This window comes from Amycolatopsis sp. NPDC034160 (assembly GCF_055575355.1).
The window spans coordinates 151289-166562 of the sequence record NZ_JBVISU010000015.1 but is presented as its reverse complement, the minus strand read 5'-3'; the positions used below and the strand labels follow the sequence as shown (position 1 = coordinate 166562).

The window sequence follows — 15274 nt, the reverse complement described above, 5'->3', positions numbered from 1 at the left end:
TGAGGGTGGGAGGAGGGCGCAGGTGAGGGGTGGGCTGGGGTGGTCGTGGGTGGCGGTTCGGGTTAGAACCCGAATCGCCACTCACGACCACCTGTACCTACGCGTCACCTGAGCCCGGAGGCTTGCGCGCGGCGAACACGCGGTGACCCAACGGTTCGAGCGGATGTCCGGCGGCGGGCAGGCCGTCCGCGCGGAGCAGGCCGGCGCGATCGAGGACGGCGTTCCACTGCGGCAGTGTCAGGAAGCTGGCGCGGTTCTCCGCGCGGTCGTCGGCGGCGTCGGCCATCAGGAACGCTTGTGACGTCAGGATCCAGAACTCTTCGACGGTCGGTTCGGTGAGCAGCAGCCAGCCACCCGGCACGAGGAGTTCGGTCAACCGGGCGACAGACGCGTCGGTGTCCTGCGCGGCGTTGAGCACGCCGCCGCCGATGACGAGGTCGAACGACTCCGGCGACAAACCCTGCTCCGCGATCGGTACGTCGATGTCGAACCGTCCGAAGTGGACACGCGGATCACCGCTCAGCCGCTCTTTAGCCTGGTCCAGGAAGTAGGCCGAGACGTCGGTGTACAGGTACTCGACGTCGTTCAGCGCGGGGAGCACGTGATCGGTGGTGGCACCGGTGCCCGCGCCGACCTCGAGGATCCGCACCCGACGTCCGGCGGCGATCCCGGCGGCCAGCGCGCTGACCGCGTGGTGCTGGTAGCGGCCGGTCACGTTCTCGCGGTAGAGCGCCGCGGCGAGATCCGTCCGGCCCTGGGGGAACAGGAGGTTGACCGCCTGCTCGCGGCCGGCCAGCAGCTCGGGCAGCTTCCGCGCGTTGGCCATGGCGTAGTCGACAGTGCCCGCCGAACCGACGGTGTCGAGCCACGCCCGCCGAGCCCGCTGCCAGGCGTTTTCCAGCGCCTCGTCCGAGTAGTCGGCCGGATTCGGCACCGGCTGATGGTCCTCGGTCAGCAGGCCCTCGGCCTTCAGGACGTCGAGCCAGCGTTTGAGCAGGCGACGATGGCCAGGAGTGATCGCGAGGATCTCGTCCTCCGGCCGTCCCAGCACCGGGCGGAGCACGTTGAGCATCGACAGCAACGCCGTCCGCCCGAAATCTTCGACGGCGTCGACGGCCGAGGGAAGATCGATATGCGCCAACGCCCGGTCGGCGGCCGCACCGGCCGCGGCGACGTCGACCCGCACTTCGGGTGCCGGATGCCGGACGACCTCGACGCCGAACGCCTCCCGCACGGCGTCGGCTTCCGCGTCGGTGAGCCATCCGGTGCTCTCGATCCGGCGTAGCCGCGGCAAATCCGCGAGCAACGCGGCCGGATGCTCCGGCAACTCCCGGAGCGTGGACGCGGGCAGTACGGCGTGCTCGGCAGCGGTGCGTTCGAGGTGCGCGAGCACCTTCGCGGGACTCCAGTCGGCCGGGATCTCGTCGGTGGCCACGGCGACGAACAGCCGTTGTCCGGCGACGGCGAGCGGGGAATCCGGTTCGGGCAGGACCTTTTCCAAGGTGAACCCGGCCGCCGCGAGTTCGGCCCGCCAGCCGGGTTCGTCGAGGAACGGCGCGCCCGCGCGCCGATCCGCCGTCCCCGGCCTTGACTTTCCCTCCGGGGCGGACAGCAGGAACGCCATGGACGTCAGGAGGGCAAAGTTCTCGTGGCTGGACTCGGTGAACACCAGCTTGCCGCCGGGTTCGAGCACACCGCGGACGCGGCGCAGGGTCCGGCCGAGATGGGCCGCGTTGTGCAGCGCGTTCCCGGCGAACACCGCGGTCGCCGTCGTGACCCCCTGCCCGCCGAAGTCCTGATCCATGTCGAGTACCGCCGTGGTGAACCCGGCGCGGTCGCGGTACCGCTCGGCCGCGGCGACGGTGAATACGCGGGACACGTCGGTGAACAGGTACTTCTTCGCCACGGCCCGAAGAATCGTCGCGGTGGCGAGGCCTTCGCCGCCACCGAGTTCGAGGACGTCGCTGATGCCGCTGAGCACGTCCGCGGCGGCCCCGTTGAGATGCCGGGTGAACACGTTGTCCTGATAGGCGGCCAGTTCGGCGGCGTCGAACAGGTCGAGCAGGGTCACCCGGTCGGCCAGCAGCTCCGGCAGCCTGCCGAGCGTCACCCGGTGAAGCGCGGCCATCGCGGGCGGGAAACCCAGCGCGGCATAGGCCTCTTCGAATTCGGGACCGGGCTCGACCGCTTCGGGCGACGCGTCTTCGGTCGACAAGACCGCGCGCCAGCGGTCGGCCAGCCATTCGTGCCGGGGAGCCGGAACGCACGCGGGCAGGGCCGCGGCCATCGCCCGCAGGCTGATCTCCTCGATCACCCGCATGGCCTTGGGGATGTCTTCGCCGTTCACAGCGCGCCCTCCTCTTCCAGCACGAGACGGCTCAGCGGCCGGCCGAAGACGCTGATGTCGGCGACGCCCAGCCCGGTCAGACCGTCCACAAGGGACTTGGGACTGAGGACGTCGCCCGCGAAATACGAACCGGGTGGTACTTCGCCGCGTTCCAGCGCGGACACGGCCAGCGCGACGACGGCGCCGGTGACCGCGCCGTTCCCCTTCGCCCGGAGGACGGCGGTGCGGCCGTCGGCTTCGGCGATCAGCACCACCCGCGGCTCCCGTCCGGCGAGGTCGAGACGGCTCGCCCGGCACAAGGCCGCCACCGCTTCTTCGCGGCCGAGTCCGTGGACCCGGTCGAAGGCCCGGCCGACGTGCTCGCCGGACAGCACCGTGTACCAGTCGCCACGGGTGACCCGGAGCGCTCGCGCCAGCCGTTCGGACTCGGGTGCGAGGTACGGCAACAGGGTCACCGGCTCCGGGAAGAACGGCAGCGTGACCCCGGCCTCCCGAGTCAGTGCCTTCGACCGCCGTTCACCGCGCCAGGCCGCCAACGCCTCGCCGTGACCGGCAGCGGCAGCGTGTAGGTAGTCCTCGGCGGCGGAGCGGCTGAACAGGTCCGACACCCCGAGCCAGATCTTGAGATCGTGGACCTGGGCGTCGCGCGTTAGCCACCTGGGCAGTAAAGCGGTAAGCCCAGGCTGGAGACCGGCGGACAACAACGCCGTACGTCCATTGTGGACATCTACCGGTTCGTCCCCGGACGCGTCGACGTAGTGCGCCCCAGCCCTGTGTGCCGCTTCAGCGACACTGTCGCCGATGGCGTGCGCGGGTCCGGCGCAGTTGACCAGCACCTCGCATCCGGAGGCGAACCGGTCCAGCGACGCCGGGTCACGGAAGTCCGCCTCGGCGGATCCACCCGCGCGCACCGGACCGATGCCGAGCCGTTCCAGGAAGCCGGCCGCGTGACGGCCGACGTCGCCCGTCGCACCCAATACCCCGATCACGCGCCGCCCACCAAACGCCAGCCCTGCGCGTCCCGGCGTTCCTGCCAGAAGCTCGTGTACCGGCCGCCCGCCGCCAGGAGTTCTTCGTGCGTCCCGGCTTCGGCGATCTCCCCGCCATCGAGCACGAGGATCTGGTCGGCCGCCATCACCGTGGGCAGCTTGTGCGCGATGACCAGCAGCGTCGAGGAGTCCTTCAGCGAGCGCAGCGCGTTCTGGACGAACCGCTCGTTCTCCGGGTCGAGCGCCGCGGTCGCCTCGTCGAGCAGCACGATCGGCGCGTTCTTGAGCAGGGCCCTGGCGATCGAGACCCGCTGGCGTTCGCCACCGGACAACGAAGTGCCGCCCTCGCCGACCTTGCTCTGCCAGCCACGGGGCAGTCGTTCGACGATCTCGTCGACCCCGGCGAGGGTCGCCGCTTCGCGCACGTCCTCGTCGGAGGCGTCCGGCCTGCCGAGCCGGATGTTCGCCTCCAAGGTGTCGTCGAACAGGTAGACGTCCTGCATCACCACGGACAACTGCGCCATCAGATCCACAGTGGACAGATCGCGGACGTCCGCGCCGCCGACCGAGACCACGCCTTCGTCGACGTCGAAGAACCGCATGACCAGCCGCGTGATGGTGGTCTTGCCCGAACCGGAGGCGCCGACGATCGCGGTCATCGTGCCGGGCGGTATCCGCAACGAGACGTCACGCAGCACCGGCTCCCCCGGCCGGTAGCCGAAGGTCACTCCCCGCAGCGCGACCTCTCCGGGTACCGCGCCCGGCCGCGATTCCACCGGTTCCGCCAACGGTTTCTCGTCGAAGATCGCGGCGAGGCGGCGCAGATCGTTGGCGGCCATGCGCAGCATCCCGCTCTGCCCGGCGAGTTCGCCGAGCGGGCCGGTGAAGCGGGCCGCGAGCGCGAGCAACGCCACCAGCACCACCGGATCGATGGACCCGCTCGCGGCGAGCGACACCCCGACCGCGATCAGCGCGGCGAACGCCAGTTGCGCGGCGAGACCGCTCGCGAGCAGCCGGGGCGCGGTCCTGGCGAGCATGCCGCCCCACTCCTTGCGCTGCGTTTCGATGGCGTCGTCGAGCGGGGCGTAGCCGTTGGCCGTCCGGCCGAAGGCACGCAACGCCTGCTGCGTCCGGGCGAATTCCACGACCCGGCTGCTGGCCACGCTGCTCGCCGCGTCGGTCCGCTCCTCGGACCGGCCGACCGAGGAGGCCGCCCAGCGGTGGACGACGTACAGCACCGGTGCGCACAGAATGGTGGCCACGGCGAGACGCCAGTCGAAGAAGAACATCGTGACCGCGACGGTCGCCGGGGTCACGATCCCGGTGGCGACCGGCGTGAGCAGATGCGCGGTGACACTGGTGACCATCAGCGTGCCGCCGGTGGCACTGCGGGAAAGCCTGCCGACCTTCTCCGAGGAGAACCAGCCGAGCGGCAGGCTCGCGACGTGATCGCCGAGCCTGGTGTGCAGGCTGGTCAGCGTGACCAGCGACAGGGCGAACCCCTTCATCGCCTGCTGATAATGCGCGACACAGGCGAGGACGACGATCACCGCCGTCACCAGCAGCCGGCTCCACGCGTCACCGGGGGTACCACTCAGCAGCGCCTGGAGCACCGGTACGAGGGAAGCCATCGCGAGCCCTTGCAGCACGGCATACCCGGCCAGCCAAGCGAAGTAGACGCGCAGCGAGCGGCGATGTTCCGGCCCCATGATCGCCTGCAGATCCCTGATCATCGGACGTCCTCCTCGGCACCGGCGTGCGCGTGCCACATGCGGGCGTAGCGCCCGCCCTCGGCCAATAGTTCTTCGTGGGTGCCGGATTCGGCGATCTTCCCGCCGTCGAGCACGGCGATCCGGTCGGCTCCGGCGATGGTGGCCAGCCGATGCGCGATGACCAGCACCGTGCGGCCGCGGGCGAGGATGGAGAGCGCCTGCTGGATCCGCGCCTCGGATTCCGCGTCGGCGTAGGCGGTCGCCTCGTCGAGTACGAGCACCGGCGTGTCGGAGAGCAGGGCGCGCGCGATCGAGATCCGCTGTGCCTCACCTCCGGAGAACACCGCGTCCTCGCCGACCACCGAGTCGTAACCCCGGGTCAGCGCGAGGATCCTGTCGTGGATCCGGGCGGCTTCGGCCGCGGCTTCGACTTCGGCATCTGTCGCTTGTGGACGGCCGAGCCGCAGGTTGTCGGCGACGGTACCGTGCAGCAGTTGGACGTCCTGGAGGACGAACCCGACCTTGCGGTACAGCACTTCCGGCGCGATCTTTCGGACGTCGACCCCGCCGAGCCGCACCGCTCCGCCGGTGACGTCGTAGAACCGGGGAACCAGTTTCGCGAGCGTCGACTTCCCCGCGCCCGAACTGCCGACCAACGCGGTCACCGTACCGGGACGGCAGACCAGGCTGACGTCCGCCAGCACGGTCTCGCCCTCGTTGTAGCCGAACGAAACGTGGTCGAACTCGACCAGGTGCCCTTGGGGCTCCTCGGGTTTCTCCTCGACCGGCAACACCGGGGTGTCCAGCAGCGCCGTGATCCGTTCCGCGGCCGCTTCCGCCTTGCGCTGCGCGGTGAACCCGCTGTTGAGGGTGAGCAAAGTGGACGGGATGATCATCGCCACCAGCACCTCGGCGAGGACGTCGACCGGGCTCACCCAACCCTGGGAGACGAACCAGGTCCCGCCCGCCAGGCTCACCAACGCGATCACCGGCGCCGAGAGCGCCAGCGACGTCAGCGCTTCCAGCTTGAGGATCGGGCGGACCCAGCCGGCGTAACGCTCGCCGTAGTCGACGACGGCCTGCCGGTAACCGCGGTGCGCCCGCCCCGCCTGGCCGAACGCCTTGACCACGGTGATGCCGTGCACGAACTCGACGATCGCCGCACTCACCTTCGCGAACCCCGAGTCGAGTTGCCGCATCTTGTCGGCGAACCCGCGCATCATCGAGGCGTACGCGAACAGGTAGACGGGCAACGTGACGATCGCCAGCAGCGCGAGCCGCCAGTCCAGCCAGCACAGGTAGGCGACCCCGCCGAGTGGCAGCACGATCGCGCCGGTCATCTCGACGTCGTGGTGCGCCACGAGATGGTGCAGTTCCTCGACGTCGTCCTGTGCGGCCTTGCGCACCTGGCCGGAGGTGACGTCGGTGTACCAGCCGAGCGGGACCGCGCCGAGCCGGTCCACCATGCGGCGGCGCAGGAGCGCCTGCAGCCGTGCGTCCGCGATATGGGTCAGCCCCAGCGCGAGCATGTTCAGCAGCGCTCCCACGACCAGCGCCACCACGATGACGACCGCCACCGTGGTGAGCCGACCGGTGTCGAGCGGTCCGTCTTCCAGCAGCACCCGCCCGAATTCGGCGAGGCCGGCGAACGGGACGAGCGTGGTCAGCGAACCGGCCGCACCGACGAGCACGCCGAGCCGGGTCAACCCGGCGACGGGCTTGCGCAGTTCCTTCAAGGGGGTCACGCGGTCACTCCCGAGGTGATGGCGGCGCCGAGATGGGTGACGACGACGTCGACGTTCGGTGGTTCGATGACGCTGAAGTGGTTGCCTGGCACGTCGAGCACGGTGAACTCGCCGAGGCAGGTCTTTTCCCAGAACGGCGCCGCGAGATGACCGACCCCGGCGGTGACCCCGAACGACTGCTGTTCGGTGGCCCGCAAGAAGGTCATGTCGCCGACGTACGGTTCGGGGTCGTACCTCGCCGCGCGCATGCTGTGACGGCAGACGCGGAACAGCGCCGGGACCAGTTCGGGGTCGACCGGGATCCCGGCCTGTTTCGAGGCCGCTTCGGCGTATTGCGCGAGCCGCGTGTCCTGGTCCAGTTCGTGCCGCCGCCGGACGGCCGCCGCGACGGCCTCCAGGCCGGGGTCGCCGGTGAGCGCGCCCATCGCCCCGGCGGGGACGTTCCGGTCGTGGTCGGTCATGAGCTTCTCGATCGCCCGGTATACATCAGCACTGTCCACATCGGACCCGAAGACGGCGGTGACCGGATCGAGGTTGAGGTTCGGGACGAAGATCGCCTCGAACGCCAGTTCTTCGCCGGTTTCCAGGAACATCGGGATGCTGTCGACGAGGGTCAGGTCATCGACGGGCACGCCGCGTTCCAGCAGCCGCCGGGCGACCTCGGTGGCCAGCAGGCCGCCGAGGCAGTAGCCGATCAGCTGGAACCGGGTGTGCCCCGCCGCGAGCAGGCGGTCGGCGTAGTCGTCGGCGACCCGGCCGATCAGCTGTTTCGGGTCGATCTCGCAGTAAGCCTCCTGATCGGCGACGGCCACGCCGATCACCGGTCCGAGTTCCTGCGCCGCCAACGCCTTCCCGAGCGACTGGAAGTAGTCGAGGGTGCCGAGCGCCGCGTGGAACAGCACCCGCGCCGGACCCTCTTGCCCGCCACCGAAGGAAATCAGGAGCGCGTTACCCGACCTGTCGGAATCTTCCACAGGTGTGGACAGCGGCTGGGTACGCAGGGCTCTGGCCAGCGCGGACACCGTCGGCTCGTTGAGCATCTGGCGCAGGAGCGTGTCGTAGGTGAACGGCCCGGCCTCCGGGACCTCCTCGCGCAACCGCCCCGCGACCCTGGCGAGCACGAGTGAGTCGGCACCTCGGTCGTAGAAGTTGTCGTCGCGGCCGATCCGCGGCAGGCCGAGCGCCGCCGCCCACAACGCGGCGAGCCTGCCCTCGAGTTCGTCCGGCGGGCCGTCCTCGGCGGCGAGGTCGTCGTCGGCCAAGATCGGCCGCCAGCCGGCGAGGGTTTTGCGATCCACCTTGCCGTTACCGGTGAGCGGCAGTTCGTCGACGACCTGGACGTGCGCGGGGACCATCTGCGCGGGGAGGCGTTCGGTCAAGAACTCGGTGAGGTCGTCGGCGGAGACGTGCCGCCGATCGGTCTTGACGCGCGTCGCGAACAACCGCATCCCCTGCGCGGCTTGCGGATGACCGTCGGCGGGGAGGACGACGTCGGCGTCGACCAGCCCTAGCCAATCCTCTGTGGACAGCAGAGGGGTCGCACCGGCCCGGTGGTCACCGCCTTCGGGTTCCATCATGAAGCCCTGGGTCAGCAGGATGTGCGGGTGTTCCTCCGTCGGTTCGGTGAACACGAGCCAGCCGCCGGGCGCGAGGAGTTCGGTAGCCGCGGCGATCGCGGAGGCCGGGTCGCGCGTGCTGTTCAGGACTCCCGCGCAGAGGACGACGTCGAACGAGTTCGGCGCGTAACCCTGCGCCCGGAACTCCTGGTCGAGATCCAACAGACCGAACCTCGCCCGTGGGAACTCCTCGCGAGCTGGGGTGAGGAAGAACGGCGTGAGATCGGTGAAGAGGTAATCGACGTCGAAGCCTTCGAGCATCGGCAAGACCGCAGACGTCGTCGCCCCGGTACCCGCGCCCGCTTCCAGGATCCGCAGCGGGCGGTCGCTCGCCGCCGCGAGCCGGTTCAGCAGCGCGGCGGCGCCGTGGTTGAGGTAGCGGGTGATCGTGTCGTCACGGTAGATCGCCCGCGCGGTGTCCAGTCTTCCTTCGGGGAACAGCAGCTCGAACGGATTCTGTTCGCCGTCCAGCAGGGCGTGGACCTGGTCGACGTGGAGTTCGTGGTAGCGCACGAACTCAGGCGTCGCGAGCCCCTGTTCGACCCGGCGCCAGGCTTCGGCGACCAGTTCGGGAGCGGCGTCGGCGACACGCGTGTAGCGACCGTCGAAGGCGAGTTTCCCCGCCTCGGCAAGGAGAGCGAGCCAGCGGCGGACCAGCCAGTGATGCTGTTCGTGGATCCTCGCTGTTTCCAGTACACCGTCGGCGTCCTGCGGGTTCTCGAACGCGCCGCGTTCGGTCAGCGCGGTGAGCATGGACAGCAGCGCGGCCTCGTGCAGATTCGCGACGTGCTCGGTGATTTGATCTTCACCGATTCCGACCACCTGACGGTCGGCGAACTTGCGGACGGTTTCGGCCAGCCGTGGCGGTACTTCGTCCTTGTCGGACCGACGGGCGGGTTCGGCGAAACCGAGCAGGGCGCGTTCACCATGTCGCTCGCCCGTGAGCACGACGGCGGCGGCGCCGACGTCCTCGTGTGAAAGCAGCGCGGACTCGACCTCGCCGAGTTCGATCCGGTGACCACGCAGCTTGACCTGATCGTCTTCTCGGCCCAGGAATTCGATCTCGCCGCCGGGCAGGTACCGGCCGAGGTCACCGGTGCGGTAGAGCCGCACCCCCTCGTGCGTGAAGAACCTCGACGCCGTCAGTTCTTCGTCCCCGAAGTAGCCGAGTGCGAGACCGGCTCCGGTGATGTACAGGTCACCAGGCGTCCACACAGGACGGTCTTGGTAGGACTCGTCGAGAATGCGGAAGCCCTGATTGGTCAGCGGCTTTCCGTACGGAATGCTCACCCACTCCGGATCCACCTGATCGATGGGGTGGTGAATGGACCAGATCGCCGCTTCGGTCGCCCCACCGAGGCTGACCAGTTCGACGTTCGCCAGCTTCGCGATCTGCGCGGGCAGCGTGACCGGGATCCAGTCGCCGGACAGCAGCGCCAGGCGCAGGCTCGGAATCGCCAGCGGCTCCGATTCGAGGTAATTGGCCAGCATCTGCAGCTGGGCGGGCACTGAATTCCACACCGTGACGCCGTGGTCGGCGACCAGCCGTGCCCAATGCGACGGGTCGCCAGGGCGCCCCGCGTCCGGCAGGACGAGGCTCGCGCCGGCCGAAAGCGCGCCGAAGATGTCGTACACCGAGAGGTCGAAGCCGAGATGCGCGAGCCCGAGCACGCGGTCCTCGCCGGTGATCCCGAATCGGCGGGTGACGTCCTCGATGGTGTTCAGTGCCGCGCGGTGCGTGATCATCACGCCCTTCGGCTCACCAGTCGAACCGGACGTGTAGATCACGTACGCCAGCGCGTCCGGATCACCCGGTGCCGCGACGGGGATCTCGTCGGCGGGCTCGAGCGTGTCGACGTCGATGACCTCGACACCGTCCGGCCGCGCGACCCACGATTGGCTGAGCACCACGCGGACTCCGGCCGACGCGAGGACCTTTTCCCGGCGCAGCGCGGGTTGTGTCGTGTCCACCGGCAGGTAGGCACCACCCGCCAGCAAGATGCCGAGCACGGCGACGATCTGCTCCGGTCCCTTGTCCATCACCACGGCGACCCGGCCCAAGTCCTTGCCGCGCAAGGCCTCCGCGACCGCTCCCGCCTGGCGGGCGAGTTCACCGTAGGTCAGGCTCCCGGCCGGGCCGGTGATCGCGATCGTCTCGGGCTCGCGGGCGGCACGAACGAAGAACTCCTCGTGCAGCAACGCCTCCGGCAGCGGCGCCGCGGTGTCGTTCACCGCCGCGCGTTCGGTGACCTGCCATTCCGGCAACGGAACCGGGCCGGTGCCTTCCCAGCCGTCGCCGGTCGCGGCCAGATCGCGCAGGAGGGTTTCGAACGCGGCGAACATGTCGGCGACCAGACCGTCCGGGAAGATACCCTGCCGGACGTCCCAGCTGATCGCGAGCCCGCCGGCGTCGTCGGTCACCTGGCAGTCGAGGAACACCTGCGGTGTCTGGGTGATGCCGTATCCGGCGGGACGGTCACTCGAACCGAGCCCGATCCCGCTGGTGAACACGACCGGCATCAGCGCGGCTTCGCGACCGCGGCGGCGGGCGATCTCCCGCACCACCTCGACCCCGGAGAACAGCCGGTGGTCCAGATCGGTGAACAGTCGCTCGGCGAGTCCGCGAGCGCGGTCATGGAACGCCTGCCCGGCCTGGTTTTCCACCGCGAGGAGGGTCACGGAGGTGAAGTCACCGACGAGCATTCCGACCTGCGGATGCGACGGCCGCCGGTTGAGCAGCGTCAGGTTGAGGCCGAACCGAGGACGTCGTGACCAGCGGCGGAGCACGTCGGTGTAGGCGGCGAGGACGACGTTCGACGGCGTGAGGCCGTACTGTTTCGCCCGTTCGCACAACGCCGTCCAGGTCGAAGCGTCGAGCCGTGTGTGGTGCCGTTCGAACCGGACCGGACCGGTGCTCTCCCCCGGCTTCCTCGGGAGGTCGGGCGCGGCGGGCAGGTCGTCGACGCGGGACTGCCAGTACTCGCGATCGCGGCGGTACCGGTCGGTGTCACGCAGAGCCCGCTCGGCCAGCAGGTGGTCGCGGAAGGTGATTTCGAGCGGCGGCAGCTCCGCGTGGGGATCGGCGAGGAGGGTGTCGAGTTCCCCGAGCAGGACCCCGGCGCTTGCCCAGTCCGCGATCAGCGAGTCCATGGAGATGTGCAGCGTGCCGGGGGTGACGTGCAGAGCGAAAAGGGGCCAGCGAGTGGTCTCGTAGACGCGGTGGCCCAGTTCCGCGCGGACCGCGAGCGGGTCCGCCGAGTATCCGACACGGAACCGCGGAACCTCGGGCAGGACGTGCTGGTAGCCGTCGGGTTCGACGACCGCCCTGAGCATGTCGTGCCGGGTGATGAGGACGTTCCACGCGTCCTCGACCCGCTTGTGATCCAGGCCCGGGTACGCGACTTCGAGGTAGCCATGACACGCGACCCCGCCGTAGCCGAAGGAATCCTGTCTACCCAGGAGATACGCGGTCTGGACGTCGGTGAGCGGGAACGGCTCGTGGCGGGCTTCCGCGTCGTGGGTGATGGCCTTTTCGTCGGTTTCGAGGAGGGCGAGGATCTCGGCTTTGTTCGCCTTGAGGGTCGCCTTGTGCGCGTCGGTCAGGACGCCGCGCGGGGCGCGGAACTTCAGCTGCCCGGCCTCGGCCCACAACCGGACGCCCAATGCGCGCAGCTCGTCGATGATCTGCTCGGTCATACCAGCGAAGCTCCTTGTTCGGTTCGGGACGGGTCGGTCAGCAGGCGGGTGATCACGCGGTCCGGATCAGCTCCTTCGGGCACCAGTTCGGCGGTCGGCGCGGTCAGCACGGAACGACCGGCGTGCAGCACCAGCAAGCGGTCCGAGGTGGACGTCGCGACACCGGCGTCGTGCGTGATCAGGACGACCGCGAGGCCGAGTCGCGCGCGAAGTTCGTTCAGCAAGGTGAGGACTTCCGCCTGGGTTTCGGTGTCGAGCGCTGAGGTGACTTCGTCGCAGATGAGGACCGCCGGTTCCGCGGCCAAGGCTCTGGCCAGCGCGACACGCTGCCGTTGCCCACCGGAGAGTTCACCGGGCAGCCGCTTGTCCATTGTGGAGTCGAGCCCGACCGCTTCGAGCAGTTCGGCGACCTTGGCGTCCTGCTCCTCGCGGGACTTGATCCCGCGCAGCAACCGCATCGGGCGAACGAGCGCGGTGCGGACGTCCTGGCGTGGGTGCAGGGCTTCGGCCGGGTTTTGGGCCACGAGGGCGATCGCGGCTTTTTGGTGCTTTTCGCGGTCGCGGACGTCGGGTTTGAGCGGGTCGTCGTGGAGCGTGACGGTTCCGGTGCCGGGGCGGTGGAGCCCGGCGAGACAGCGGGCGAGGGTGCTTTTTCCCGCTCCGGAGACGCCGAGGACGGCGAGGCACTCGCCTCGGCTGACGGTGAGGTCGACGTCGGTGAGGACGGGGGTTCCGCGGTACCCTGCGGTGAGCTTGTCGGCCCTCAACACCTCGGTTGGGGCACCCGAGAGTGCTATGAAAGGTCCTTTCCTTGCAAAATTTGCAAGGAAAGGACCTTTCATAGCACTCTCGGGACCGGAAACCCGGCCCTCGTCGAGCACCAGGACCCGGTCCACCAGATTCCGCACCGTCGCCAGGTCGTGCGTGACCCACAGCAGCGAGACACCCTCCGCCCGCAGCCGCTCGATCTCGGCGAGCACCTCCGCTTTGGCCAGGAGGTCCAGTGCCGTCGTCGGTTCGTCCAGCACCAGCAGCCGGGGCGAGCGAGCCAGCGCGACGGCCAGCGCGACCCGTTGCTGCTGGCCGCCGGAAAGCTGGTGCGGGTAGCGGCGCGCGAGGCTCGCGGGCAGCGTGACCCGCTCCAGCAGAATGTCCACGCATTCGCGCGGCGCCCGGCGTCCGGCGGCGGTCCGCAGGATCGACGCGACCCGCGCGTATGGGTTCAGCAGTGAGCCAGGGTCCTGTCCCAGATACCCGACCGGTCCGGTGACCTCGACCGTCCCGGCGGTCCGCCGGACGCCGGGACGCTGGTGCCCGAGCACCGCCAGCGCCAAGGACGTTTTGCCCGCGCCCGACGGACCGGCCAGCGCGACGGCCTCGCCCTCGGCGATCGTCAGGTCGACACCGGCGAGGATTTCAGTGTCCCCCGCGGCCAAGCGAAGACCGGAGATGCGTACCACAGTCATGTCAGTCGCTCCGCGGTCCGGTTGGCGGCCACGGCCAGGATCGCGATCCCGGCGACCGGGACGAGCAGCGCCCATGGTTGCAGCGCGGCGCCGGGCAGGGCCTCCACGATGAGCAATCCCCAGTCCGAGTCGGAGGTGCTGAGGCCGAGGAAGCCCGCCGCCGCGACGAGGTAGACGGCGGTGACGAACCGGACGCCGAGGTCGGCGGCCAGCGGCCCCGCCACCAGCGGCAGGATTTCGCGGCCCAGCAACCAGGTCCATCGCTCGCCCCTGGCGATCGCGGCTTCGACGTGCGCCCGGCCGCGGACCTGTTCGGCGGCCGCCCGCGCGACCCGGGCCGAGAGCGGGATGCTCGCCAGCGCGACCGCGAGGATCAGTCCGGCGCGGTTCGGCACGGCGGTCAGCACCAGCAGCGACAGCAGGATCGGGGGGACGGCGGCGAGCGTGTCGAGTGGCCGCATGAGCACCGGCTCGACCCAGCGTCGGCGGGCGAGCGCGATGAACAGGCCGATCGTGGCACCGAGACCCGCGCCCGCGAACGCGGACACGAGACTCGTCAGCAGCAGGGGCCTGCCGCCGTGGAGCACGCGGGAAAGCACGTCACGGCCGAGGTGGTCGGTGCCGAAGAGCCCACCGGTGCCCGGCGGCGAGTACGGCGGGGCGACCGGCGCGGTCGCGGAATGCGGCGCCAGCTCCGGTCCGAAAAGGACGATCCCGAGCGAAAGGATCCCCACCGCGAGGAGAACACGGCGGATCATCGCGCCCCTCCCGTCCGCAGGCGGGGCGTCAGCAGGACGACGGCGAGGTCGGCGAGCAGCAGCGCCAGCAGCATCAGCGCGCCCAGGACGAGTACGACGGCCTGTACCACCGGCAGGTCCCCGGTCTGCACCGACGAGACGAGCAGTTCCCCGATTCCCGGGTACCCGAACACCTTCTCCACCAGCACGGCCCCGCCGACGAGCGCGACACCGGTGATGAGCCAGACCTGGACCGCGACCGGCAGCACCGCCGGGACGACGAGCCGTCGAGCCAGCACCGGCCAGCGCACCCCGTTGAGCCGCAAGAACTCCGCCTGCGGCCCCGCAAGCGTTTGCGCCGCCGCACCGCGGATGACACGGACCGCGTAGGCGGACCCGACCAGCACCAGACTGGCCACCGGCAACACGAGCACTTCGGGATACGCGAGCGGACTCGCGCCGGCGGGCAGCAGGGACACCGCGGGGAACCACCGCAGGGTCACCGCGAACAGCAGCACCAGCCCGCCCGCCACGACGAACTCCGGCACCGACACCATCAGCAGCGACCCCGCCGAGATCGTCTTGTCCGCGACCCGGCCGCGCCGCCAGGCGGCCCACAACCCGAGTCCCAGCGAAAGCGGCGCCAGCAGCAGGACGGCCAGCGCGGCGAGTAGCGCCGAGTTGCCGACGCGGTCCGAAAGCAGCTCGGTCACCGGCCTGCCGTTCGTCGACAGGCCGAGATTTCCGCTGAACAGACCGGAGACCCACTCGGCGTACCGCACCGGCAGCGGCCGGTCGAGACCGAGCTGGGCACGCACCGCGGCGGCCTGCTCCGGGGTCGCGGAGATCCCGAGCCTGCTGGTGATCGGATCACCGGGCAGAAGGTCCACCCCGGCGAACACCAGGATCGACAACGCCGCCAGCATGCCGAGCCGGGTCAGGAGTTTGCGCGCGAAAGAGGTCACG

General features: G+C 69.9%; 8 protein-coding genes. All 8 read right to left on the bottom strand.

What is annotated here, in order from left to right; all coding sequences use genetic code 11:
• Positions 1–97: 97 nt before the first annotated feature.
• The 8 genes from ACZ54P_RS27210 to ACZ54P_RS27175 are packed head-to-tail and all read right to left on the bottom strand — an operon-like array spanning position 98 to position 15273.
• Entirely contained in the window at positions 98–2347 is a 2250-nt protein-coding gene (locus ACZ54P_RS27210) for a class I SAM-dependent methyltransferase (protein WP_465464398.1), read from the bottom strand.
• Positions 2344–3336 (bottom strand): hypothetical protein, encoded by a 993-nt coding sequence (locus ACZ54P_RS27205; RefSeq protein WP_465464397.1) that lies wholly within the window; start codon positions 3334–3336, stop codon positions 2344–2346. The genes ACZ54P_RS27210 and ACZ54P_RS27205 overlap by 4 nt, the downstream gene beginning before the upstream one ends.
• On the bottom strand, positions 3333–5069 hold the full coding sequence (locus ACZ54P_RS27200) for an ABC transporter ATP-binding protein (RefSeq protein WP_465464396.1): 1737 nt from the start codon (positions 5067–5069) through the stop codon (positions 3333–3335). The genes ACZ54P_RS27205 and ACZ54P_RS27200 overlap by 4 nt, the downstream gene beginning before the upstream one ends.
• Positions 5066–6793, bottom strand: coding sequence for an ABC transporter ATP-binding protein (locus tag ACZ54P_RS27195; RefSeq protein ID WP_465464395.1), 1728 nt, complete (start codon positions 6791–6793; stop codon positions 5066–5068). The genes ACZ54P_RS27200 and ACZ54P_RS27195 overlap by 4 nt, the downstream gene beginning before the upstream one ends.
• Complete coding sequence (locus ACZ54P_RS27190) at positions 6790–12105, bottom strand: non-ribosomal peptide synthetase (RefSeq protein WP_465464394.1); 5316 nt, start codon at positions 12103–12105, stop codon at positions 6790–6792. Before ACZ54P_RS27190 ends, ACZ54P_RS27195 begins: the two co-directional genes overlap by 4 nt.
• Positions 12102–13571 carry an ABC transporter ATP-binding protein gene (locus ACZ54P_RS27185; RefSeq protein ID WP_465464393.1) on the bottom strand — a complete coding sequence of 490 codons (1470 nt, stop codon included), beginning with the start codon at positions 13569–13571 and terminating at the stop codon, positions 12102–12104. The genes ACZ54P_RS27190 and ACZ54P_RS27185 overlap by 4 nt, the downstream gene beginning before the upstream one ends.
• Positions 13568–14329, bottom strand: coding sequence for an ABC transporter permease (locus ACZ54P_RS27180; protein ID WP_465464392.1), 762 nt, complete (start codon positions 14327–14329; stop codon positions 13568–13570). The genes ACZ54P_RS27185 and ACZ54P_RS27180 overlap by 4 nt, the downstream gene beginning before the upstream one ends.
• Positions 14326–15273, bottom strand: a complete 948-nt coding sequence (locus ACZ54P_RS27175) for an ABC transporter permease (protein ID WP_465464391.1) — start codon at positions 15271–15273, stop codon at positions 14326–14328. Before ACZ54P_RS27175 ends, ACZ54P_RS27180 begins: the two co-directional genes overlap by 4 nt.
• Position 15274: the final 1 nt, after the last annotated feature.